Below are 24,188 nucleotides of genomic sequence, written 5' to 3' on the forward strand. Positions count from 1 at the left end.
AGAGCCGCCTCAATTAAAACAGCATCAGATAAGGCCTTTCTCAAGGGACGCTGCAAAGCATCGAAAAGCAGGCAGGCCTGAAGTTGAGATTAAAGCCATGACAAATTACGTTGCGCTCATTCACAAGGACGCCGACAGCGACTTCGGTGTCTCGTTTCCCGATTTCCCCGGATGCGTCACGGCAGGCTCCTCACTCGAAGCAGCAAGATCCATGGCGGAGGAAGCGCTTTGCTTGCAAAACGAGAGCCTATTGGAAGATGGCGATGGTGTGCCGCCGCCTTCCTCGCTTGACGAGATCATGGAACAGGTTGAACACCGCAACGCCGTCGCCGTGCTGATCGCGGCCAAGGATCAGGAAAAGGCGATCCGCGTCAACATCACCATTCCGGAACGATACCTGCGCGCCATAGATGTCTACGCGCGCAACCATGGCCTTTCGCGGTCAGGTCTGCTGGTCAAGGCGGCCAAACAGGTGATGGCCGACGATAGCGTTTGAGGTCAGGCCGGCTACGCCACCACCCCGCCCGTCACAGCCTGCGCCACGCCCGTTGTCCCCGGAAATGTCAGCGGTAACCCCTTCTTTGCCCGCACCGCCAGATAGGCCCAGGCCTCGGCCTCCATGCTATCTCCATTGAAACCGAAGCGCTCGGCGGGCTCGACCAGAGCCGTCGAGAACACTTCCGCCAGATCCGCCATGATCACCCGGTTCAGCCGCCCGCCACCGCAGACCACGACCAGGTCAGGCGCCGCCCTGAGATGTCGCGCCGATCGTCCGATCGCCTCGGCTGTCAGCCGCGCCAGCGTCCGGGCGCCGTCATGCAGGCCGGCTTCATCCAGCGCGGGCGGCGAAAAGTCGTTGCGATCCAGCGATATCCGCACCTCCGATGTGAAGAAGGGATGATCAAGATAGCGGGCAAGAAGCGTCCCGACGACCCCGCCCTCCGAGGCGATCGCGCCGCCTTGATCAAAGGGAATGCCGGCTTGACGCTCCACCCATTGGTCGATCAGCGTGTTGCCCGGTCCGGAATCATACGCCTGGATCTCGCCATCGCCGCCGATGAAAGTGAGATTGGAAATGCCGCCAATATTGACGAACATCACCGGCCGCCCGGCATAGGCTTCAAGGCCAGCAGCCAGCGCCGCATGATAGACAGGCACCAGCGGCGCGCCCTGGCCTCCATGGACCATGTCATTGGCGCGCATGTCATAGACGACCCGGATGCCGGTTTCCCGCGCCAGAAGCGGCCCGTCGCCGATCTGCACCGTCAGCGCCTCGAGCGGCCGGTGCAGCACCGTCTGGCCATGAAAGCCAATGACGTCAACCGTCTCGGGCGCGATCTTGAATCGCTCCATGAACGTCTTGACGCAAACCGCATGTCGAAGCGTCAGTTCGCGCTCGATTTCGGCAAGTTTTCCCGGCCGTTCCGTGCGGTTCCGGATTCCCTTTGCCAACTCCAGCGCCTCGGCCAGCGCGCGCCGGAAGCCGGGATCATAGTCAAAGCCCATGGCCGGGCCGCGATCCACCACGCTTTCGCCATCTGTTTTCACCAGCGCCACATCGATGCCATCCATCGATGTGCCGCTCATCAGGCCGATCGCCGTCTCAAGCGGCTTCATGATCTGCGGCATCCGAGGATTTCGAGACGAGTTTGGCGGATAGCTTGACGCCCAGCGCGTCCAGAATCTTCATGATCGAGGCGAATTCGGGATTCCCCTCGCCGCTCAGCGCTTTGTACAGCGCCGATCGGCTCATGCCGGCATCACGGGCCAACTGGCTCATATTGCGCGCTCTGGCGACCACGCCCACGCACTTCGCTATAAATGCCGGATCGCCTTCCTCGAACGCAGCAGCCAGAAACTCCTCAATCGACTCGTCGCTGTCGAGATATTCAGCCGCATCGAATGGCTTGACGGTCAGTCCCATGCTTGTTCCTTCCATTCCTCCGCAAGCCGCTTGGCTTCCTTGATGTCACGTTGCTGGTCCGCCTTATCGCCTCCACAGAGCAGCAGGATCAGCATCGCGCCCCTTTGGATAAAATACAGCCGATAGCCCGGGCCATAGTCGATGCGCGCTTCTGACACCCCATCACCCACTGGTTTGACATCGCCGAATGCATCGCCTTCCATCCGAACAAGACGCATGGCAATTCTGGCTCTGGCGCGATCATCTGTGAGACCGCCAAGCCATGCGTCAAAAACATCGGTGCGGAACACAATCGCCATGCCGAACTGTACTGCATAGAGGACACATCCGCAATTCCTACCATCTCCACTCTTCGTTTTCCTCTCCCCAAGGGGTGCAACACCGCAAAAACTTTGCTAAAGGCCCGCTCGCAATCCATCGAAAGCGGAAGACCATGTCCAAGTTCAAATCCGAATTCCTGCACACTTTGTCCGAGCGCGGCTACATTCATCAGATCTCTGATGAAACCGGCCTTGACGACCTGCTTTCGAAGGAAACCGTCACTGCCTATATCGGCTATGATCCGACGGCGCCGTCGCTGCATGCGGGATCGCTGATCCAGATCATGATGCTGCATTGGCTGCAGGCGACCGGACATCGTCCGATTTCGCTGATGGGCGGCGGCACAGGCATGGTGGGCGACCCCTCGTTCAAGGACGATGCGCGGCAGTTGATGACTCTCGACACAATCGAGAGCAATATCGCCTCGATCAAGAAGTGCTTCGCCAATTACATGACCTATGGCGATGGCCCCAAGGACGCGTTGATGATCAACAACGCCGACTGGCTGCGCGGGCTCAACTATCTCGAATTCCTGCGCGATGTCGGCCGCCACTTCTCGGTCAACAGGATGCTGTCCTTCGACAGCGTCAAGACGCGGCTGGATCGCGAACAGTCGCTGTCCTTCCTCGAATTCAACTACATGATCCTGCAGGCCTATGACTTCGTCGAGCTCAACAAGCGTTACGACGTCCGGCTTCAAATGGGCGGCTCCGACCAGTGGGGCAATATCGTCAACGGCATCGATCTCGGCCATCGCATGGGCACGCCGCAGCTGTATGCGCTGACCTCGCCGCTGCTGACCACGTCTTCCGGCGCCAAAATGGGTAAATCGCTGAATGGCGCGGTCTGGCTCAACGCCGACATGCTCTCGGCCTATGATTTCTGGCAGTATTGGCGCAACACCGAGGACGCCGATGTCGGTCGTTTCCTGAAGCTTTACACGACGCTGCCGATGGACGAGATCGCCAGGCTGTCGGCGCTCGGCGGCGCCGAGATCAACGAGGTCAAGAAGATCCTGGCCACCGAAATCACCGCCATCCTGCATGGCCGCCAAGCAGCGGACCAGGCAGCCGAGACGGCGCGCAAGACGTTTGAGGAAGGCGCAGTCGACGCCAATCTGCCGACGGTGGAACTGGCCACAGCCGAAATCGAAGCCGGCATTGGTCTGCTCGCACTGTTCGTCAAGGCCGGCCTCGCCGCCTCAAACGGCGAGGCGCGGCGTCATGTCCAGGGCGGCGCGGTGAAAATCAACGACAAGACGATCACCGACGAAAAGTCCCTGATCGGCGCAGGCGACGTCACCGCCGACGGCGTGATCAAGCTGTCGCTCGGCAAGAAGAAGCATGTGCTGGTCAAGCCCGTCTGAGACGACCCAACCGTTTTGAATTCCGCGCCGCGTCCCTCCCAGGGCGCGGCGTTTTCATTCGAATTCAAAGATGTTGCGGAACACGCCGGGCGCAATCAACGACAGCGGATTGACGGTCAGTTGCGCGGCGTCGAACGGGCCCTCAAGCTTGAAGGTGATGCCGAGCAGACCACGGTCGCGGCCATTGCCGAGAATATTGCCGATGATCGGCAATTGCCCGAACAGGCTGTTCAGCCCGTAGACCGGCATAAAGGTGCCTGTGACGTCAATGCGGCCCCGAGGGTCGCGGACGACGCCCTGGAACGTCGCACCGACCTGATCGCCGCGCACGATGCCGTTCTGGACGCTGATCACGCCGCCGTCGATCAACAGGCGCGCAAAGCCGCGGCGAAATTTCTGCGAACTCGTGTCGATCTCGGTCTTCAACGCATCCGTCAGGCTTTCGCCATTGGCCCCCGTGCGCGCCGACACCAGCGACTTCAATCTCTGCTCGTTCACCAGCGAGAAGTTGCGGATATCGACCGACCCTCGCCACGACTTCTCGGCGCGCGACGTCAGCTTTACGTTCAGAAGCCCGCCATTCATGTTTTTATAGACATCGGCGAAACGAGCGAGCGCGCCGGCGTCTCCGCTGACGATCTCGAAGGCCCCGGTGGAGGCGTTCTTTCGCACCACCACCGCTTGGCCCGACCGGGTCACCCCGCCGAAATCAAGCGTCGAAATCTCACCCTTCCGGGTCGCCAGCGAGAGGCGTATCTGTGACAGGCTTTCCTTGTTGTAGCCGCCGACCGCGCCAAGTGTCGCGCTGATCAGATTGCTGGAGACGTCTTTTGCGCCGCCAGCCTTGGCGGCCCCGTTCTCATCTTTCAGCTTGGCCAGCAGCGGCCGCAAATCAAGACTATCTCCCTTAACGTCAATGGCGTAGCCATTGGCCTTCCGGTCAATCGAAACAGAGAAGTCATCACTGGACGAGAGCCGGATCCGGCTGAAGTCGGCGGCCGCCAGCCCCTTCTTGTCGATCTTGAGAACACCCGACGCCCCAAAGCCGTCTCCGCCCAGTTTGAAGTCCTTGAGTGTGGTCAGGCCCTCGGCCGCCGCAATCGTGAATTCGGCCGTAGCTCCAATGCCGGGTCCCTTCCGCCAGCCGATTCCTGGCACCGACAGCGACGCATTCTTCAGATCCAGTTTCACCCGATCGGCGCTCGTCGCATCGCCGCGCATATCAATGCCGACCGATCCAGACACCACCTCTGTCAGCGCTGGAGAAATCGACGCCAGATCCTTGTCGCCGATATCGCCGAAGACGCGCCATTTCCTCAGTTCTGTCTTGTCGGGGCGGGCCGGCTCGGTGGCCTCGACATTCAGCTTCATGCCGTCGATGGACGCCGTAGCGGCCAGTTCAGCGCTGTTTTGATCGATCCACAGCTTTCCGGAGAGCTTATCAATCTTCTTGTCCCGAAACGGCTTTTTCAACGCAAGATCCGAGAGCGTCAGATCCGCCGTGAAGGCGGGCGGCGGCGGCTTCTGTTCTTCCTCCACTCCGAAGACGCCCTGAATTTGCCCAGACACATTTCCTGACAGATCGCTCGGGGCGAAGGGCGCGCGCGACGTCGCATTGATCGGCGGAAAACTCGCGAGCTCCGCGGCCGCAGCCGCAGGTCCCTTGGCCGCCAGATCAAGCGCGGCCATAAGGGGTTTGGTGGAAATATCAGCTATGACCAGGCTGCCGCCGTCGCTCGCCAAGACTTTCCCTGAGGGCAACGGAATCTGCCCCTTGGATATGCTCACCTTGACCATCCGGTCGATCATCTCCACCCGGCCGCTGGTTTTGGTCGCAGGCGGCATGGTCTTGTTGAAGCGGATGCTCGCGTCTTCCACATCGAGGGATATTTTGATTTCGCCCGGTTCGAAACGGATTGGAATCGGATGTTCGGGAATACGGCCGGCCGCAAGCGTGACATCGATCTGGCCATTGCGCACCTTGCCGCCCTCGACATTGTGAATGACCCAGTTCCGTACTTTCGCCGCATACCAATACGGCCATAGTCGCCGCACGGAATCGACAGTCAGTTCATCGGAGCGCGCCGCGAAACTCACCGCCGGAGACGGCTCTACGAAGCGCGCCGCCAGCGATCCCGCAAAGTTGCCTTCGGCGGTTGACACGCCGATCGTGTCGAGTTGCAGCAACCGCGGCTCAGGCGCGAAAAACCCTGAAACACGCAGACTGACGGGCTGCGGCGGCAGGTTCACGCCCTGAACATCGGTCACGGCATCGTTGGAGACGACTTCGAAAGCAAAACCGGCCGGTTGGTTTTTCTGCACCCGATCCAGGTCGATCAGCGTGCCGAACAGCGGCAGCTTCGTCTTGCCAGTCAGGATCTGGCCTTTTTCAAGGATAAATTTGCGGTCGGCGAAATCGTAGCGCAGCAAGCCTTCGCCTTTTTCGACCGGTTGGGTGATGCTGTCGGCATAGAACAAGCCGGGTCGGGCGCCGATCCGGAGCAGCAGCGACTTGTCGCGCTCTACTGTCAAGCCGATATCGAGGGGCATTTCGAGCCCGAAGCGTCGCTCTCCGGTGATCTTGCTCCGCTTCATGATGAAGGAACCGGATGGCAGGTCCTCGACATTGGCGTTCAGAGCCGTAGCCTTGTCGCCGTCGGCATCGAGCGCGATCGTGATGCGCGGATGAATATCGCCGAACTCAACGCCGGTCTTGAGCACATATCGACTCTCATCGGGATGCGTGAGATCGAAATCGACCAGGGAAACCATGTCGCCATGTTCGGTGGGACGCGGCAATTTCAGCGACAGGCGCGCTGCGGCGATATCCGTCACATCCGCCCGCCGCATCGCCGCCACGAGCCGATCGAGCGCGGGATAGACTGCGGTCAAAGCGGCAGGAATTGCATCAATGCGAACCGCCTTGAGGTCGAGCGGCGCGCCCGCCGGCAGGAAACGCAGATCGCCCTCCGCCGAACCGATTTCGGCGCGCGACACCACGATCCGTCCCATGACGAGGGACAGCGGGTTGAGCGCCACCTTCAGGCTATCTGTCTTGAGCGCCACCACGCCGCTGGGCTTATGGGTGATTTTCACGTCGCCGGCGGCAAGACCGAGAAGCCAGGTCTGCGTGAAACGCAGCCTGACCGAACCGACGGAAGGCTCGAAATCCGGACCAAGCGCCGCCGACAGTTGCTGCTCCGCCCGCGCCGTCAGCGTGTCGTCGAGATAGCCCTCTTCCAGCGCGACCAGAACTGTGCTGAATAGCACGGACACGACGAGCACGATCGCGGCCAGAAGCTTGGCCATGGCGCGAAACGGGCCGCGCCGCTTGGGAGTCGCCAGAACCGGAGCGTCCAGCCGTCGGCACGACGGCAGGTCATCGAGGGGACGGAAGTCTCCTTTGCCGAATACCACCTTTTCGCCGCGAATGTGATCCAAGCCGCAAACCTCTCTCGGTCGAACATCGTATATGCGTTGTCGCGATTCCGACGAACCGCTCTTATCTCAATTGAATGATTTGCACAGCGTAGATGCTGAGAAAGGCTCGATAAACGCCATGGCCGACCTTAAAGCCGGTGACAAAGCCCCGCAATTCACCCTGCCGCGAGATGGCGGCGGCAGCGTGTCCCTTGCCGAACAATCTGGCAAGAAAGTGGTGCTGTATTTCTATCCGAAGGACAATACCGAGGGCTGCACGATCGAAGCCATCGATTTCACCCGCCTCTTGCCGGAATTTGAAGCCGCCGGCGCGGTGGTGATCGGCATGTCGCCGGACAGCGTGAAAAAACATGATAATTTTTGCAAAAAGCACGGTCTCGGCATCATCCTCGCCTCGGATGAAAGCACGGAAACGCTCGCCTCCTATGGGGTCTGGGTGGAAAAGAGCATGTATGGCAAGAAATATCTGGGCGTGGAGCGCACGACGGTGCTGATCGGCGCCGATGGCGTCATTCTCAAGGTCTGGCCAAAGGTCAAAGTGGCCGGACACGCCGAGGAAGTGCTTGAAGCGGTCAAGTCACTTCAATAAGCGGATTCGGATTGTAAGCTTTTGCGGGCAACCGATTCCAATGACAGATGAATTTTCCATCGAAAGTCTGCGCGCCGGCGCGATCGCCGGCGTGGTCGAAGCCGATCTGGATCGGAAAATGGCGCTTGCGAGAGAAACCCATCGTTTGTGGCATGGCAGAGCCTTGTCGCTGCGTTCGCCGCTCGATCCGCCGTTGCCGGCCCGGCCCGGCCGTCCGGCAAAGCCCGACCTGGTGGCGCCGAACAAGATGAAGAAGCGTTCGCTGCATACCGTCCATGGCCGCATCGCGCTCTTGCATGCGATCTGCCACATCGAACTCAACGCGGTGGATCTCGCGCTCGACATCGTCGCCCGATTCGCAGATCAACCCGTGCCGCGTTCCTTCTTCGACGGCTGGATGCTGGTGGCGTTCGAAGAGGCCAAGCATTTCTTGATGGTTCGGGACAGGCTCCGGCAATTGGGAGCCGACTATGGCGACCTGCCCGCCCATGACGGACTGTGGGAAGCGGCGCATTCGACGCGAAACTCGCTGACGGCGCGGCTGGCGGTGGTTCCGCTGATTCTCGAGGCGCGCGGGCTCGACGTGACGCCGTCGATGCGCGACACGTTGCGCGAACTCGGGGACGAAGACAGCGCGAAAGTCTTCGACGTGATCTACGAAGACGAAAAGGGCCATGTCGCAGTCGGCGCCAAATGGTTCCGCTTTCTGTGCGCCCGCGAAAAAAAGGATCCTGCCGCAGCCTTCCAATCGCTGGTTCGCGAAAACTTCCGCGGCGGGTTGAAGGCGCCGTTCAACGATCTCGCCCGCGCCGCCGCCGGCCTGACACCCAGTTTCTACAGGACGCTTTCTCCACTCGGAAACGCCTGACATTCCCGGGAATTCACACGGGAAACAGCGAAACTTAACCAATCATTAACCCTAATAAATTCTAATTGCTCCAAGAGACTCAGGGGAACGTCGAAACCGCCGACGCGGCAGGTTTGCGATGATGAGGTCAGCGGGCGTGTCGAGCGGAGCAAGCAAAACATTCGGACGGAGACGCCAACAGCATCTCCTCATTCTCGCCAGCGGCGAGAAGGTTCGCCACATGGCGATCCGACCGTGGATGACGGCGCTCGCTGCGGCAGGCGTCGCCTGCCTGTCGCTCGGTTATCTCGGGGCGACGGCCTATCTGGTTTTGCGCGACGATCTGATGGGCGCCGCCATGGCCCGCCAGGCGCGGATGCAGCATGATTACGAGGACCGCATCGCAGCGCTTCGCGCCCAGGTCGACCGCATCACCTCCCGTCAATTGCTCGACCAGCAAGTGGTCGAAAACAAGGTTGAAAAACTGCTGGAACAGCAGATGGCGCTGAGCTCCCGCCAGGGCAAGATCGGCGATGTGTTGCAGCGCGCAGAAGGCGCAGGCCTTGACGCCACGCCGCCCGACGCCGCGCCCGTTAACGCCTTCATGCCGGAAGAGGAACATTCGTCCTTCTCGCCGCTGTCTTCGTTCAAGACGCTGTTGTCGCGTGAGCGACTGGCGCATACGCCGGAAAAGGCTGCCTCCTTCATTCCGCAAAACAGCGACAATGACATCGCCGATCGCGCCGACCGGTTGTTCACCAAAGTGACGCTGTCGCTGAAATCGATCGAGCGCCAGCAACTGGCGCATATCCAGTCGCTGACCGCCGACGCCCGTCAGCGCGCCGACAAGATCCAGTCGATCCTGGCCAATACCGGCTTCCGCTTGCCCGGCGACGTGGCGTCGGCTGGAGCCGCTGACGACACCGCCATCGGCGGCCCCTATGTCCCGCCCGAAACCGGCGACATGTTCGAAGATTCGCTCAGCGATCTCGATCTGGCGCTGCAGAAGTTCGAGCGGGTGAAGTCCTATGCCGAGACCCTGCCCTTCGCCAATCCCGCGCCGGGCCGGGAAATCACCTCGCTGTTCGGCAACCGGATCGACCCCTTCTTCGGAAAGCTCGCCATGCATGCCGGCATCGACTTCCGGCAGAAGACAGGCGGCAAAGTGTTCGCAACCGGCGCCGGCGCCGTGATCGCCGCCGGCCCCGCCGGCGGCTACGGCATCATGGTCGAGATCGACCATGGCGACGGCGTCACCACCCGCTACGGCCACCTCTCCCGCGTGCTTGTCGAGAAAGGCCAAAAGATCGCCGATGGCGACGTGATCGCGCTTTCGGGCTCAACCGGCCGCTCCACCGGCCCGCATTTGCATTACGAAGTTCGCCGCAACGGCCGCGCCGTCGACCCCTTGCGCTTTCTCAACGCCGGCATGAAACTCGACACCTATATTCGCTAAACAGGCGGCTGGCGCGGCTCTTGCATTGCGATCCGCAACACAGGAGCCTTCCGCATGGACATCACGACCCTCATCGCCTTTGCCCTCGCCTTTTTCGTCTTCGCCGCCAGCCCCGGCCCCGACAATCTCACCATCATGGCCCGCGCCGTCTCGCATGGCTGGACATCCGGCCTCGCCTATGGATTGGGCACGGTGACGGGTATCATGATCTTTCTCGCGGCGGCGGTGTTCGGGCTATCGGTGATCGCCAGCGAAATGGGCGTTCTCATGACCGCCCTGCGCTATGCGGGCGCGGCATGGCTGATCTGGACCGGGATCCGCCTGTGGACCGCCAAGCCCGATTCTGCGGATCTCGCTGAGCGCAGCCGGGATCGCGGCCTGCTTGCAGCTTATGCAACCGGCGTATTGCTCAACCTCGGCAATCCCAAAATGCCGCTCTTTTATATCGCACTTCTGCCCAATGTCGTCGGCGCGGATATCGGCCCTATGCTGGCGATGGAACTTGCGCTCGTCATCCTCGCCGTCGAGGCGGTTGTCATCGCCGGTCACCTGCTCATTGCCCAGAAAGGTCGCAGGCTGATGACCTCGCCGGTCTTCGCGCGCCGCGTCAATCGCGCCGCCGGCTCCGTCATGATCGGAACTGGCGCCATCGCCATCGCAGCGCGGTAAAAAAGCCGCTCCGTTAAGGCTAATCGCCTCCAAGACCGTGATTTTCTTGACTTGGCGGCCGTTAACGATTATGTCCCGCGCAGCTTATCCAGCAGCGCCGGGCAGATTCCCGGGTAAATAAACGCCAACAACGGAAAAGTCATTTCCATTGACAACCTTTGAAGATCTCGGCCTCAGCCAGAAAGTCCTCTCCGCCGTTACGGATTCGGGCTATACGATCCCTACGCCTATTCAGGCTGGAGCCATCCCGTTTGCGCTTCAACGGCGTGACATTCTCGGCATCGCGCAGACTGGCACGGGCAAGACCGCGTCCTTCGTGTTGCCGATGCTGACGCTGCTCGAAAAAGGCCGCGCCCGCGCTCGCATGCCGCGCACGCTGATTCTCGAGCCGACCCGCGAGTTGGCGGCCCAGGTGGCCGAAAACTTTGAAAAATACGGCAAGAATCACAAATTGAACGTGGCTTTGCTGATCGGCGGCGTATCCTTCGAGGATCAGGATCGCAAGCTGGAGCGTGGCGCCGATGTGCTGATCTGCACGCCAGGCCGCCTGCTTGACCATTGCGAACGCGGCAAGTTGCTGATGACCGGTGTCGAGATCCTGGTGATCGACGAAGCCGACCGTATGCTCGATATGGGTTTCATCCCGGATATCGAACGCGTCGCCAAGATGATCCCGTTCACCCGCCAGACGCTGTTCTTCTCGGCCACCATGCCGCCGGAAATCCAGAAACTGGCGGATACGTTCCTGCAGAATCCGGAGCGGATCGAGGTCGCCAAGCCCTCCTCGACCGCCAAGACCGTGACGCAGCGTCTCGTCGCCAGCCACAGCCAGGATTGGGAAAAGCGCGCCGCGCTTCGCGAGATCATCCGCGAGGTTGAAGGCGACATCAAGAACGCGATCATATTCTGCAACCGCAAGAAGGATGTCGCCGATCTCTATCGCTCGCTCGAACGCCACGGCTTTTCGGTCGGCGCGTTGCATGGCGATATGGACCAGCGCTCGCGGACGATGACACTGCAGAGTTTCAAGGACAACAACCTGAAATTCCTGGTGGCCTCAGATGTGGCCGCCCGTGGTCTCGACATTCCCGATGTCAGCCACGTCTTCAATTTCGACGTGCCGATCCATGCGGAAGACTATGTCCACCGCATTGGCCGCACCGGTCGCGCCGGCCGCGCCGGCGCAGCCTTCATGCTGGTCACCAAGCGCGACGCCAAACATCTCGACGCGATCAAGAAACTGATCAACGAAGATGTTGAATGGCATGGCGGCGATCTCTCAGCGCTTCCTGAGCGTGAAGAGAGCGAAGACCGCAAGTCCTCCGACCGTCGTGGCGGCAGGGACAAGGGCCGGGGTCGTGATCGTGATCGTGATCGCTCCAAGGCTCCGCGAGACGTCGCAAGTCATAAAACCGACATCGAAAAAGCCGACAAGGGCGCTGTGATCGACATGGCCTCGAAGAAAGCAGAGTCATCCATGGCAAAGACCCCCCAGGCCCCCAAGCGCGACTATCGTGACGAACGCCCCTACCCGGCCAATGACGACAATCGCCGTCGCCGGTATCAGGACCGCGACGACGGCCCGACTCCGGTCGGTTTCGGCGACGACATTCCCGCCTTCATGATGGTTTCGGCCGCCATCAAGTAAGATGCGGCCCGGTCAGGATTTCCCTGGAGTAGGCGTCGGTCTGGCGATCGTCAGGGACGGTCGCATTCTCCTGTACCGCCGCGTTCGGCCGCCCGAGGCCGGACATTGGAATATCGTTGGCGGCAAGATCGACCATATGGAGCCAGCCGTCGAGGCTGTGCGCCGCGAGGCCGAGGAAGAAAGCGGCCTTTCGATCCAGAATGTCGAATTCCTGGGTCTTTCAGAACAAATTTTCCACGACGAAGGGCAGCATTGGCTGTCCCTGATCTATCGCGCCGTTGATTTTTCCGGCGAGGCCCGGGTGACGGAGCCGGACAAACTGCCGGAATTCGGCTGGTTTGCTTTCAACGAGCTGCCGGCGCCGCTGTCGCGCTTTGCCGCGGATGCGGTTGCAATGTTGAGCGACGCCCATCTCAAAACCTGAAGAGCCCGCTTTTGGGCGAGCCCTCCACTGTTCATGACTTCAGTGAATCAGATCAGGAAGTCAGCCCTGTCGATTTGTGAAAGCGTCACGTCGTCCAGGGTCAGTTCAGCCTTGCCGAAATCGATCAACACGTCATCGCCATGCTGCGACATCATCGTCTTGAGCTCTGCATAGCTGTCGATGATGCCGGAATCCTTGAGGTCGATGCGATCATGGCTGGAATGACTGTTGCGCGCCTCGAAATCCGTGATTTCGTTCTTGCCGTGATACTTTGAGAACGCGAAAATGTCTTTGCCGGCTCCGCCGGTCATCACATCGCGGCCGCCATTGCCATCAATCCTGTCATTGCCGGCATAGCCCTTGAGCACATCCGCATTATCGGAACCATACAGCCAGTCAGCACCCTTAAAGATGTTCGCCATCAGTTGCATGTCGTCTTTTGTCGACACCGTATCGATGACGGCCTGAATCTTGGCTGCAGCCATGCTGAATTCCATGTAGAAGACGGTGTCTCCGAACTTGGCTTCATAGGTTGTCACCGTGCCGCCGGTCATACGACCGTCCGCGTCATAGGTGAGATTCTTTCCGCCGAAATGTTCCTCATAGCCATTGGCGTAGTAAGCGGCGAATTCAGTTTTAGTCGTCGTGAATTCCGACGCAGTCGTGATGCTGTTATAGTTGATCTTGGTGATATCAAAGCCGACAAAGGCATAAGCTAAGACCATAGCGCGTCTCCCTGTTTTCCAGGAGGATACTCTACGGAGGCCCGGAGCTTCAAATAGAAGGGACTATGGTAAACGCCGCATCGCCCTAAAAACTCTGCGAAACCGGCGCCTCAGGCCAGACGTCGCGCCGCGTCATAGGCGATCCGCACCCACTGGGCCGCCTCGTCAGGATCATCATAGGCGCTGCCGGGGATCGGCCAGTAAGGCATGGCGACCGGCTTTCCGGATTTGGCGTGGGTGTAGGTCCATTGCGCGGAGCCCGCCTCCTCATAGAGCCGGCCCGCCTCCTTGTCGCCCTTGAGCATGATGCCGTCAAACAGGTCGAGGGCGATGATCATGCCGTCGGCATAGATGCCTTTGCCGCCGAACATGCGTCGCACCGACACCGGCCCGACGGCCCGAAACAGATCCTGGATATCGTCGGCGTCCATTGAGCCTCCCTGTCCTTGCGCGTCTGAACTATCCGCGCCGGACCGGAAGGCGTCAAGCACCCGCCGGATCAGAACCGCGTCGTCGCCCCCACCATAATGGTGCGGCCGCGACCATTGGTGATGCCGCTCAGAATATCGCCAGTGCCGGTATTGGCGGTCCAATAGGCCTTGTCGAACAGATTCTCGACCGTGAAGAAGGTCTCGAAATTCTTGGAGATCTTATAGGAGCCGTAGAGATCAAACAGCGTATAGGACGGACGCTCCAGGCTTTGCTCCTCGTTGACATAGGCCTGGAAACTCTCGCCCACATAGCGGACGCGCCCGCCGATCGTCGCCTTCTCCTCCAGGAAGCGGGCGCCGATATCGAGCGAGCCGAAATCATCCGGCAGCGTGCCGACGTCATTGCCGAAACCGGCGGCCACGCCGATCGGCTGATCGGTATCGGCGATAGTCAGCGAGAAATTGGCGTAGAGGCGGCCGGTGTCATAGCCGCCTTCAAGCTCGACGCCCTGCATGATCGTCTCGCCCGCGAGATTGACCCATTTGGCGTCGTTGTTGCTGTCATAACCATAGGTGATGTAGTTCTCGATGCGGTTATAGAAATAACCGATCTTGAGATGTCCCTTGTCGGTCGAACTCAACAGGCCTTCGCCCATCAGATTGACGCCGATATCGATGCCCTTCTGCTCTTCCGGCACGAGATTGGGATTGTTGTTGATCGGGTCGCCGATACCGTCGAAATTGTGCCCGCCGGGATAAAACAGTTCCGACGTGGTCGGCGGGCGCATGGTGTGAGCATAAGTGGCGTAAAACTGCGCCCAGTCGACCGGCGCGAAAGTGCCGCCGATCTTGGGATTCCACTTGCCGCCGGAGCGGTCGATCTCGTCGCCGCCGCAATAGCCGTTGGCGCAATCGTCGGATGCGCCCGAGGCGACGCCGCTCAGGCTGTAATAATCGTAGCGCAGACCGGTCGTCAGGCCGAACATGCCATGCGTCAGCGTCGTCTCGCTGAAGGCACCGCTCTTGATCAGCTTGCCGTCCGGATTGGCGCCGCTGTTCTCATTGCCCTTGTACTCGTCGGAATTGAGCGCGGCCCCATAGTTGAATTTCACCTCGGTCTCGTCCGACATATCCCAGAGGCTGGTGTTGCTGATATCGAGTCCCAGACCCGTATCGCGGCCATCGCGACCGTCGAACTCGCCTTCGCCCGTCATCGAATCCATCTTGACGTCGGTGAAATTGGCGTAGGCGTTGACGCGCAGATCGATGAGATTGTCGCCGGGCGTATAGGCGTATTTCGCCGAATAGGTCTGGTTTTCGATATGCCAGCGATAGCCGGCGCTGCCGACGTCGAAGGCGTTCTTGTAATAGACGCCGCCGAGATCGAGCGATTGCGTGTCGTCTGGGGCGATCTTCACCTTCATCAGCGCAGATTGCGGCTGCTGGGAGGCGTCATAGGGATAGTCCTGCCCGTCGCCATTTTCATAATTGCCGAAATTGCTGCCGGAGACGGCGCCCATCACCGAGAAATCGCCGCCCTCGCCCACGTCGCGGCGAATGCCGGCCGCGGTCAGGCGCGAAAAGTAATAGCCGTTGGTGCCGGTGCGCAGGGTGGTCATCAGACCTTCGTTCTTGCCCTCTAGCAACACGTCGTCGATGCCGACTGTGCGCAGATTGGCCGAACCCGACAAAGTGCCGAGGCCTTCGGCGCCAGAGACTGCGCCGCGGGAAATATCTGCGCCCGCCAGCATATTGGGATCGACATAGGCCATATTGTCGAAGCTGCCGCCATGGCCCGAGAGATTGCGGAAGGTTTGCGGCACGCCGTCGATCATGGTGTTGACGCGGCCCATGCCCTGCATGCCGCGAATATTGACGACGACGCCGGGTTGCTCGGCGCCTTCGCGGGTGAATGTGCCCGCCTTGCTCCTGAGCGCCGTGTTGATATTGCCGTTATAGCGCTCCTGGAAATCAACCGCGCTGATCTGGGAGACGGGCGCCGGCGCATCGGTGATTTCACCTTCGCCGGCCGACGTGGAAACCACGATCCGCTTGAGTTTCGTCGCGCCGTCGCTCGTGGTCTCCTCAGACTGCGTGTCGGTCGCATCCTGCGCCCAAACTTCAGCGGTTGACGACAAGACAAACACAGCGGTTCCGGCCATGAACATGGCGGCCAAGCGCTTCAAACCCACGATACACCCCATGCGATCGAAAGTCCTGGCTGGCCGCATCGGCGACTGGCTGGCGACTGCTTCATCGGCCCCCTTGGCCGAAGGCATTCAGATGGCATATCATGAATTTAAATGTCAAGTTTATAGAAAGTTATTCACCGAGAACGCCGCCTGCGGCGAGGATTGCGTCCGGCGTATCGGTGTCGAGATGAGCGGCGGGCCCGATCTCGACGTCAATCACCGGCAGTCCGCTTTTCTCGATGATCGGCCGCGCGCCGATATCCCCCTCAAGACGGGCCGCCGCCGCAAACACCGTTTTTGGCAGGATCACAGGATTGCCGCGTTTGCCGTTTGACACGGCCCGCACGATCGACGTCCCACCCGCCTCGACAAAAGCCCGCGTCAGACTGGCGATGTCCCCTGATGTCACGGCCGGCATATCCGCGAGAAGTACAAGCACGCCGTCGGCGCCATCCACGGCCTCGATGCCCGTTCTGAGCGACGACGCCATGCCCTCCTCGTAAGCGGGATTGAAGACGACGCGACAGCCGAGAGCATCGATCGCCGCGCCGATCTCGCCGGCGCGATGACCGGTCACCACCAAGGGCGTCTCGAATCCCGCTTGCTGTGCGGTTCGCGCCGTCCGGCGAATGAGAGGCTCGCCATCGAACAGCGCCAACAGTTTGTGCTTGCCGCCCGCGCCCATGCGCCGTCCCTGCCCGGCCGCGAGAATAACGGCTTCGACGCGCACGTTTTCGGCCGCCGCCTCGCCGAGCCGCGGCCTTGGACGTGTCGGTATTTCCATCAGCAAGCCCCCCACCCCCCAGCCGGTCATCTCCTGCGCCGTCGGCCATTCATCCGCCATGACGCGAGACAACACCCAATCAAAGGCGTTTTCCTTGGGGCTTCGCGCGCAACCGGGCGCGCCTACCACCGGCTTGCCCTCGATCTCTCCGAACACCAGGAGATTGCCGGGATCAACAGGCAGCCCCGCCTGGATCACCGTCCCGCCCGCAAGCCGGATCGCCGCCGGAATGACGTCATCAAAATCCGTCATGGCGGAAGCGCCGAACACCACCAACAGATCATGATCGGGCAACAGCGATACGATCGCGTCTTCCACGGCTTCCGCCCGATGCGGCACGCGGCGTTCCTGTGTCAGCCGGCTGCCGGAGGTAGACAGCCGTGATTTCAGGAGTTTCGCAGTCTTGTCCATCACAGACGGCTTCAGGGAGGCAAGCTGGGTCGCGACAAGACCAACCCTGAGGGCGCGATAGGGCTTCACCGCAAATGGCGCAGCTGCGCCCAGAACATTGATTGCAGCGGACACCGCAGCGCCGGGCGCGGCGAGCGGAATGATCTTGATGGTGGCGACCATGTCGCCAGCCTTCACCTCCGCATGGTCGCGCAGGCAGGCGAACGTCACGGCTGGATCGATGCGGTTCAGCCGATCCACCACGGCGCGGTCGGCGCGGAACATGCCATTGCAGGCGGCGAAGACATTGACGCGGCCCGTGGCCGCCGCCGAGAAGGTGAGATGATCGCGCGGCATGGCGTCGGCGATGGCCTGGGCGGCTTCGTCCTCCTCGACATCGCCAGGATCGAGACGCACAACGATCGTTTCCGTGACGCCCGCCGCCAAGAGTGAGGCGATATCGTCGGAGGTTAGTCGGCGACCCTTTGCGAAGGCGAGGCCTTCCGCCCGGAGAGAATGGGCCAGCAAAGCCCCTTCAGCCTCTTCGAGCGGAACAGGTCCGAATTTCATGCCGCTTCTCCAATGCAAGACAAACGACATGAAAACACGACGCATGCAGACCGGTAAAGCCCGTTTTGCGTTTCAGCCGCCGGATCGGCGCAAGTCTGCGTCAGCCGCGATCGCGAAACCGGTTGGTAATCGGATAGCGGCGGTCACGGCCGAAATTCTTCTTGGTAATCTTCACGCCTGGCGCCGATTGCCGGCGCTTGTATTCGGCGAGATAGAGCAGATGCTCGATCCGATGCACGGTGGCGGCGTCATGGCCGCGGGCAATGATCTCCTCTGTGCCCATTTCCTGCTCCACCAGGCATTCGAGAATGTCGTCGAGCATGGGATAGGGCGGCAGCGAATCCTGGTCGGTCTGGTTGGGACGCAGTTCGGCGGACGGCGCCTTGTCGATGATATTATGCGGAATGACCTCGCCGGACGGGCCGAGAGCGCCGGGCGGCACATGCGTGTTGCGCCAGCGCGACAGCGCATAGACCTGCATCTTATAGAGATCCTTGATGGGATTGAAGCCGCCATTCATGTCGCCATACAGCGTGCAATAGCCGACCGACATTTCCGACTTGTTGCCGGTGGTGACCACCATCGAGCCGAATTTGTTGGAAATCGCCATCAGGATCATGCCGCGGGCGCGGCTCTGCAGGTTTTCCTCGGTGATGCCCTCTTCCGTGCCTTCGAACAGGTCCGACAGCGCCGTCAGAAAACCTTGCACCGGCTCCTCGATCGGCACGGTGTCATAATGGCAACCCAGCGCCTTGGCGCAGGCCGCCGCATCGGTCAGCGAATCGGTCGAGGTGTAACGATAGGGCAGCATGACCGCGCGGACGCGGTCCTCGCCGAGCGCGTCGACCGCGATCGCCGCGCAAATCGCCGAATCGATGCCGCCGGACAGGCCGAGCACGACATTCTTGAAGCCGTTCTTGTTCACATAATCGCGGAAGCCGATCATGCAGGCGCGGTAATCGGCCTCTTCCTTTTCCGGAAGCGGCGACATCGGCCCTTGCGTGCAGGTCCAGCCGCCCTCGCGCCGCTTCCATGTCGTCGTAACTACCGCGTCCTCGAATTCCGCCATCTGGAAGGCGATCGAGAGATCGGGGTTGACGGCGAAGGTGCCGCCGTCAAACACCAGTTCGTCCTGACCGCCCAACTGATTTGCGTAGATCAGCGGCACTTTGGTGCGCGCGACCTGCGTTTTGACGATATCGTGACGCACAGTCATCTTGCCGCGATAATAGGGCGACCCATTGGGATGCAGCATGATCTCGGCGCCCTTGGCGGCCAGCGTGTCGGTGACGCCGAGCGCGCCCCAGATGTCCTCGCAGATGGGAATGCCAACCTTGACGCCCTTGATCATCACCGGTTCAGGTTCGCCGCCGGCAATGAAGACGCGCTTCTCGTCGAACTCGCCATAATTCGGCAAGTCCACCTTGTCGCGAATTGCGGCGATGCGGCCTGCCTCCAGCACTGCAACTGAATTGTGACGTCCCAGGTCGCCCTGGCGCGGAAAGCCGACGATCACTGCGGGACCGTCTTCATGCGTGTCGGCCGCCAATTGCTCGACAGCGCTCAGGCATGATTTGAGAAATGCCGGCTTCAGCACCAGATCCTCGGGCGGATAGCCCGAAATGAACAACTCGGTCAGAAGCAAAATATCCGCGCCCTGGCGGGCTGCGTCGGCCAAGGCGTCGCGCGCCTTGGCGAGATTGCCGCCGACATCGCCGACAGTGGGATTGAGTTGCGCGATCGCGATCCGAAGCGTGTCAGTCATAATGCCCATTCTCTCTTTCCGTCATAAGGTCTTAGCACAAACGCCAGTCATGTCCATGACGACAGCCGCGCGGCGCAAGTTGCCGTTGTTTTCATGAGCGATTTGTAGAATGTGGGGCGACAAACCGGAGATCTGGACATGCTGACCGACCTAGAAAAAAACGTGCTCGGCAAGAGCGCCGACGAGTTGAACGCCTCGGAAAAGAAAGTGATCACGCGGGCCCGCGAGCGACGCGCCGTCTCCACTGACGCCAATGAAGAATTCCTGTCCGGCGCCGATTTCGGCGACAGACTGGCCGATCGGATCGCCTGGGTCGGAGGCTCCTGGACATTTATCCTGTGCTTCTTCGGATTCCTTGTGTTCTGGGCCCTGCTCAATACGGTGCTGTTGACGACGGACGCCATCGACCCCTACCCGTTCATCTTCCTCAATCTGCTGCTCTCCATGCTCGCCGCCATTCAGGCGCCGATCATCATGATGAGCCAGAATCGTCAGGCCGAGCGCGACCGCTTCATGGCGGCGAAAGATTACGAGATTAATCTCAAGGCGGAGATCGAAGTCCTGGCCCTTCATCAGAAAATCGATCTCGAAGTGCTCAAGGAGTTGCGGGAACTGCGCGGTGAAATCGCCGAGATGCGGGCCAGCCGCAAGGAGTGACGGTTTCCTAAGTGTGCTAATTAAACATCAGCTCGACTTTTTTGGTCAATGTGACACGTTCTGTTATTTACGCGTAAAAGAGCGGGCGTAGAGCAGCATGTGAAATCGGGTTTGGAGGGGCCCCTTTTCGGCAAACCAGCTGGCGCAGGGCCGGCTCATATCATCTGACTGACTGGAGGTCATTGTGACCATAAAGACCCTTCTTCTCGCATCTGCAGCGGCATTGTCCATTTGCTCCGCCGCACAGGCCGCCGACGCCGTCGTCGCCGCCGAACCCGAGGCCATGGACTATGTGAAAGTCTGCGACGCCTATGGAACCGGCTATTTCTACATTCCCGGCACGGAAACCTGCCTCAAGGTCGGCGGTCGCGTCCGCTTCGATCTCAAGGCGGCCGACTCCTACAAGGCCGACAGCGACAACGGCTGGACCTCGCTGACCCGCGCCGAAATCTACATGGACACGGCGTCCGACACCGAATACGGCGCACTGAAGACGAAGTTCATCGCGCGTTACGAATTCGCCGGCACCTATAACGACGGCACGCACACCACCACCAAGCTGATCGCCGCCAATATCTCGCTGGCCGGCTTCCAGGTGGGCCTGGCCGATTCGATCTACACGACCTTCACCAATTACGGCGGCGACGTCGCCAATGACGATGTCATCAAATTCGGCCTGAAGGAAACCAACCAGATCTCCTACACCTACCAGGCTGGCGACCTGAAGGCGACGCTGGGCGCCGAAGCCGACGACAACATCGCGTATGCCGATCCGAACGGTAACGATTATGTCCCGAACTTTGTCGGCGGCGTGAGCTATTCGGCCGACGCCTTCGGCGTTGCCGTGGTCGGCGGCTATGACGACACCGCCGACGCCGGCGGCATCAAGGGCCGCCTCGACGGCAAGTTCGGCGCGCTCTCGGTGTTCGTGATGGGCGCCTGGAACACCGATGGCGACAAGATCCACGCCTATGCGCCTGGTGACGGTTACGTCGGCTGGGGCGACTGGGCCGCATGGGGCGGCGTCGGCTACAAATTCGCCGACGATCTCGGCGCCAATGTCCAGGTCGCCGGCACCGACAACAAGACTTTCGCCGCCGCCGCCAATCTCAAGTGGAACCCTGTTTCCGGCCTGCTGATCCAGCCGGAAGTGACCTACACCAAGTGGGACAACAAGGTGGTCGACGCCGACCAGTGGAACGGCATGGTTCGCTTCCAGCGGACATTCTGATCCTGCCCGACACCGAAGAGCCCCTTACCGGGGCTCTTCACCTCTCCTCGACCTCAATCGCTGTTGGTCAGCAGATCCGAAGAACTTTTCGGGTATTGCGGCAGTCCGTCAAGGATCTCGTAGAAATCGCCCTTATCGGCGCAAAAAATATGCGACCCCGGCGTCAGACCGCTCGGCATGTCGACGCTGCCCGCTTGGATGGACGTGTAATCCGCCCCCTCATAGCGCCAGAACAGCGCCGAGCCGCAGATCTTGCAAAAGCCTCGCCGGGCTTTTTCGCTGGAGGCGTACCAGCTGACATTGTCTTCGCCCGATATGTCGAGATCGTCGTTGTCCGCTGCGGTCGAGGCGTAATATAGCCCGGTCTGGCGGCGGCATTGGCCACAATGGCAGAAAACCACCTCTCGCATCGGCCCATTGACCACATAGGTTACGGCTCCGCACAGACAGGCTCCGGTGTGACGTTCGCTCATCTCATTCCCCATAATCGCGATCACCGACCGTGACGAAACGACTGCGGCATTTCAAACGAATATCGATGATGTGACGGTTCAACAATTTTGATCGTCACTCCGGGTCGACAACGGACCGTCCCGCATAGACCCGCTTGAGCAAATCGAAGAACTGCGTCTTTTCCGCATCGGAGAAGCGTTCGAGGAAACGTCGCTCATGCGCGAGAATCCGGCTTCGGGCTTCGGCGAGAACATCCTTGCCTTCAGACGTCAACCGCAGCTCCTGCCGACGCCGGTCGACGCGTGACGGCGCCCGCTCCACGAAGCCACGCGATTCAAGCCTGTTGGTCAACGCCATCATCGTCGCCCTGTCCATGCCGAGCCGACCGGCGATGTCGATCTGGCTCACTCCGGGATTGGCGGCGATCAGCTCCAATACGGAAAACTGCTTGGGCGTCAGCGCCAATTCGCTCATCGCCGTCATGAAATCCTGGTAGATGGCGCTGCTCGCAAGCCTCAGGTGAAACCCGATCAGCGTATCCAGCTGGCCGATGGCGAGCGCCCCGCCCTTCTCCCAATCGCCGCGTTGTGTCGTTTCTTCAGGCACTTGTCCCCCTTGCCTTCTCCGGTTTCTTACCTTGTTACTATCTTAAAAACGCCTCTTGCGCAGGGCTAAAATTTCTATAGTATGTACTACATACAATTGATCGCCCTGGAGAGGCGATCGAGGGAGGATCAGCATGACAAGGCAGCCGCCGACCGGCGTCGCAGAATTGCGCATCGAAGACCCATTGGCGTGTCGCGCCCGTCAAGTTCCCGACAAATGCGCCGTTGTGGAATGGCCGACGGGACGCGCGACCACCTATTCAGCTCTGGATGCTATGACCGCCCGCGCCGGCGGCCTCATCCAAAGCCTGACGCTCACGACGGGCCAACAACTGCGGATCGCGGTCATCGCACGCAATTCGCTGCTGCAACTCGCCGTCGCCTTTGCCTGCCAGCGGATCGGCGCGGTGTTCATGCCCCTCAACTGGCGGCTTGGCGGCGCGGAACTGGCTGCGATCGCCGAAGACTGCACGCCGGCCCTGCTCCTTTACACAGAGGAATTCGCTGCATCCGTCGCCTCCATCGCATCAGGCCCCGATCGCCTGATCATGCCGATCGAAGGCCCGGACGGGTTCGAAGCCCGCCTTGCGGACGCCACCCCCGCGCCGCACGCGGCGTTCCCCGGCCAGACGCCGGCAATCATGCTGTACACTTCGGGGACAACCGGGACGCCGAAAGGCGTGGTGATCACCGCCGCCAACGCGCTCTACGCCTCGTTGAATTTCGCCGCAGTCGGCGATGTCGGCGGCCACACCGTCGCCTTGTGCGACCTGCCCTTCTTCCACACGATCGGACTCTGCGCCATTGCCCGCACCACGATCGCGCTCGGCGGCACGCTGGCGATCTCGGACCGGTTCCTGCCGGAACGCACGCTGGCCTGCCTGGGGGACGAGACGCTCAGTGTCAGCCACTATTTCGCCGTACCGCAGATGGCGGCGGCGCTGCGCAAGGATCCATCCTACGACGCCGCCAAACTCGCGCGCCTCAAGGCCATCTTCATTGGCGGCGCGCCCCTGTCCAAGCAGTTGATCGACCTGTTCCTGGAAGACGGGGTGGCGCTGGTCAACGGTTACGGCATGAGCGAAGCTGGAACAGCCATCCACATGCCGCTCGACAAGCAGGCGGTCGCCGCCCATCCCGGCGCGGTCGGCTATCCCGCGCCGCTGATTGAAATCCGCCTGGTCGGCCCCGACGGCGTCGACGCCGCCGAAGGAGAAGCCGGCGAGATCTGGTTGCGCGGCCCGTCCGTCACGCCGGGCTACTGGAACAAGCCGCAGGAAACCGAAAAGGCCTTTGTCGACGGCTGGTACCGAACCGGCGACCTGGGACTTCGCAGCGAAAGCGGCGCGATCTATGTGCCGGACCGCCTGAAGGACATGTATATTTCCGGTGGCGAAAACGTCTATCCGGCCGAAGTCGAGGCTGTGCTTGCCGCCCATCCCAAAGTGGGCGACGTGGCGGTGATCGGCGTCGCCGATCCCAAATGGGGCGAAACCGGGGTTGCCTATGTCGTCAGCCGGGACCCCTCGCTGACCGCCGACGAACTCTCGGCCTACTGCGCCGAAAAACTCGCGGCCTTCAAACGCCCGACCGACCTGCGCTTCATCGATACAATTCCCCGCACGGCCTCCGGCAAGGCCCAGAAACATGTGCTCAAGCAAACACGCGGAAACCAGGCCTGAGCCTGCCGCCAACCCGCC

The 24,188-nt window shown here is 60.9% G+C and carries 22 protein-coding genes; 11 read left to right on the forward strand and 11 right to left on the reverse strand.

From position 1 onward, the window contains the following. The first annotated feature begins 97 nt into the window (after window positions 1-97). A complete protein-coding gene (locus M2360_RS12685; protein WP_280775509.1) occupies window positions 98-496 on the forward strand; it encodes a type II toxin-antitoxin system HicB family antitoxin in 399 nt (132 codons plus the stop codon). An 11-nt stretch (window positions 497-507) separates the two neighbouring features. On the opposite strand, the gene M2360_RS12690 is transcribed toward M2360_RS12685, so the two are convergent. The 3 genes from M2360_RS12690 to M2360_RS12700 are packed head-to-tail and all read right to left on the reverse strand — an operon-like array spanning window position 508 to window position 2,223. Beyond that, window positions 508-1,617 (reverse strand): anhydro-N-acetylmuramic acid kinase, encoded by a 1,110-nt coding sequence (locus M2360_RS12690; RefSeq protein WP_280775721.1) that lies wholly within the window; start codon window positions 1,615-1,617, stop codon window positions 508-510. Continuing rightward, a complete protein-coding gene (locus M2360_RS12695; protein WP_280775510.1) occupies window positions 1,604-1,924 on the reverse strand; it encodes an addiction module antidote protein in 321 nt (106 codons plus the stop codon). Before M2360_RS12695 ends, M2360_RS12690 begins: the two co-directional genes overlap by 14 nt. Beyond that, the gene (locus M2360_RS12700) at window positions 1,915-2,223 is read right to left on the reverse strand and encodes a type II toxin-antitoxin system RelE/ParE family toxin (RefSeq protein WP_280775511.1); all 309 of its coding nucleotides are present in this window, start codon (window positions 2,221-2,223) and stop codon (window positions 1,915-1,917) included. The genes M2360_RS12695 and M2360_RS12700 overlap by 10 nt, the downstream gene beginning before the upstream one ends. Before the next feature lie 134 nt (window positions 2,224-2,357). Between M2360_RS12700 and tyrS the strand changes: the two genes are divergently transcribed. Then, a complete protein-coding gene (gene tyrS / locus M2360_RS12705; RefSeq protein WP_280775512.1) occupies window positions 2,358-3,611 on the forward strand; it encodes a tyrosine--tRNA ligase in 1,254 nt (417 codons plus the stop codon). 54 nt (window positions 3,612-3,665) lie between these two features. Here tyrS and M2360_RS12710 read toward each other — a convergent pair whose 3' ends face one another. Beyond that, window positions 3,666-7,052, reverse strand: a complete 3,387-nt coding sequence (locus M2360_RS12710) for a DUF3971 domain-containing protein (protein WP_280775513.1) — start codon at window positions 7,050-7,052, stop codon at window positions 3,666-3,668. Window positions 7,053-7,170: 118 nt separating this feature from the next. Between M2360_RS12710 and M2360_RS12715 the strand changes: the two genes are divergently transcribed. The 6 genes from M2360_RS12715 to M2360_RS12740 all read left to right on the forward strand — a co-directional run bounded on the left by M2360_RS12715 (window position 7,171) and on the right by M2360_RS12740 (window position 12,685). Then, window positions 7,171-7,641 (forward strand): peroxiredoxin, encoded by a 471-nt coding sequence (locus tag M2360_RS12715; protein WP_280775514.1) that lies wholly within the window; start codon window positions 7,171-7,173, stop codon window positions 7,639-7,641. A 40-nt stretch (window positions 7,642-7,681) separates the two neighbouring features. Continuing rightward, window positions 7,682-8,509, forward strand: coding sequence for a ferritin-like domain-containing protein (locus tag M2360_RS12720; protein WP_280775515.1), 828 nt, complete (start codon window positions 7,682-7,684; stop codon window positions 8,507-8,509). A 136-nt stretch (window positions 8,510-8,645) separates the two neighbouring features. Further along, window positions 8,646-9,944 carry a peptidoglycan DD-metalloendopeptidase family protein gene (locus M2360_RS12725; protein ID WP_280775722.1) on the forward strand — a complete coding sequence of 433 codons (1,299 nt, stop codon included), beginning with the start codon at window positions 8,646-8,648 and terminating at the stop codon, window positions 9,942-9,944. Window positions 9,945-9,998: 54 nt separating this feature from the next. Next, window positions 9,999-10,613, forward strand: a complete 615-nt coding sequence (locus M2360_RS12730) for a LysE family translocator (protein ID WP_280775516.1) — start codon at window positions 9,999-10,001, stop codon at window positions 10,611-10,613. Between the two features lie 148 nt (window positions 10,614-10,761). Beyond that, the gene (locus M2360_RS12735) at window positions 10,762-12,261 is read left to right on the forward strand and encodes a DEAD/DEAH box helicase (protein WP_280775517.1); all 1,500 of its coding nucleotides are present in this window, start codon (window positions 10,762-10,764) and stop codon (window positions 12,259-12,261) included. Between the two features lies 1 nt (window position 12,262). Continuing rightward, window positions 12,263-12,685, forward strand: a complete 423-nt coding sequence (locus tag M2360_RS12740; RefSeq protein WP_280775518.1) for an NUDIX domain-containing protein — start codon at window positions 12,263-12,265, stop codon at window positions 12,683-12,685. A gap of 47 nt (window positions 12,686-12,732) precedes the next feature. On the opposite strand, the gene M2360_RS12745 is transcribed toward M2360_RS12740, so the two are convergent. From M2360_RS12745 to M2360_RS12765, 5 genes are all read right to left on the reverse strand, one after another. Then, on the reverse strand, window positions 12,733-13,410 hold the full coding sequence (locus M2360_RS12745; RefSeq protein ID WP_280775519.1) for a hypothetical protein: 678 nt from the start codon (window positions 13,408-13,410) through the stop codon (window positions 12,733-12,735). A 110-nt stretch (window positions 13,411-13,520) separates the two neighbouring features. Then, window positions 13,521-13,841 carry a TfoX/Sxy family protein gene (locus M2360_RS12750; protein WP_280775520.1) on the reverse strand — a complete coding sequence of 107 codons (321 nt, stop codon included), beginning with the start codon at window positions 13,839-13,841 and terminating at the stop codon, window positions 13,521-13,523. Window positions 13,842-13,909: 68 nt separating this feature from the next. Continuing rightward, window positions 13,910-16,033 (reverse strand): TonB-dependent receptor, encoded by a 2,124-nt coding sequence (locus M2360_RS12755; RefSeq protein WP_280775521.1) that lies wholly within the window; start codon window positions 16,031-16,033, stop codon window positions 13,910-13,912. Between the two features lie 130 nt (window positions 16,034-16,163). After that, window positions 16,164-17,777 carry a molybdopterin-binding/glycosyltransferase family 2 protein gene (locus M2360_RS12760; RefSeq protein ID WP_280775522.1) on the reverse strand — a complete coding sequence of 538 codons (1,614 nt, stop codon included), beginning with the start codon at window positions 17,775-17,777 and terminating at the stop codon, window positions 16,164-16,166. A 100-nt stretch (window positions 17,778-17,877) separates the two neighbouring features. After that, window positions 17,878-19,551, reverse strand: a complete 1,674-nt coding sequence (locus M2360_RS12765; RefSeq protein ID WP_280775523.1) for an NAD+ synthase — start codon at window positions 19,549-19,551, stop codon at window positions 17,878-17,880. Window positions 19,552-19,680: 129 nt separating this feature from the next. On the opposite strand from M2360_RS12765, the gene M2360_RS12770 reads away from it, so the two are divergent. Beyond that, a complete protein-coding gene (locus M2360_RS12770; RefSeq protein ID WP_280775524.1) occupies window positions 19,681-20,199 on the forward strand; it encodes a DUF1003 domain-containing protein in 519 nt (172 codons plus the stop codon). A 184-nt stretch (window positions 20,200-20,383) separates the two neighbouring features. Continuing rightward, complete coding sequence (locus tag M2360_RS12775; protein WP_280775525.1) at window positions 20,384-21,430, forward strand: porin; 1,047 nt, start codon at window positions 20,384-20,386, stop codon at window positions 21,428-21,430. 53 nt (window positions 21,431-21,483) lie between these two features. Here the strand turns inward: M2360_RS12775 and M2360_RS12780 are convergent, their stop codons facing one another. Both M2360_RS12780 and M2360_RS12785 read right to left on the reverse strand, forming a co-directional pair. Continuing rightward, complete coding sequence (locus M2360_RS12780; protein ID WP_280775526.1) at window positions 21,484-21,903, reverse strand: GFA family protein; 420 nt, start codon at window positions 21,901-21,903, stop codon at window positions 21,484-21,486. Between the two features lie 94 nt (window positions 21,904-21,997). Continuing rightward, window positions 21,998-22,489: a MarR family transcriptional regulator gene (locus tag M2360_RS12785; RefSeq protein WP_280775527.1), complete on the reverse strand. Its 492-nt coding sequence runs from the start codon at window positions 22,487-22,489 to the stop codon at window positions 21,998-22,000. A 133-nt stretch (window positions 22,490-22,622) separates the two neighbouring features. Here M2360_RS12785 and M2360_RS12790 point away from each other — a divergent pair, with 133 nt between their 5' ends. Further along, window positions 22,623-24,170: an AMP-binding protein gene (locus M2360_RS12790; RefSeq protein WP_280775528.1), complete on the forward strand. Its 1,548-nt coding sequence runs from the start codon at window positions 22,623-22,625 to the stop codon at window positions 24,168-24,170. Window positions 24,171-24,188: the final 18 nt, after the last annotated feature.

Source organism: Rhizobium sp. SG_E_25_P2, from assembly GCF_029892285.1.
In the GTDB taxonomy this organism is placed as follows: domain Bacteria; phylum Pseudomonadota; class Alphaproteobacteria; order Rhizobiales; family Rhizobiaceae; genus Rhizobium_E.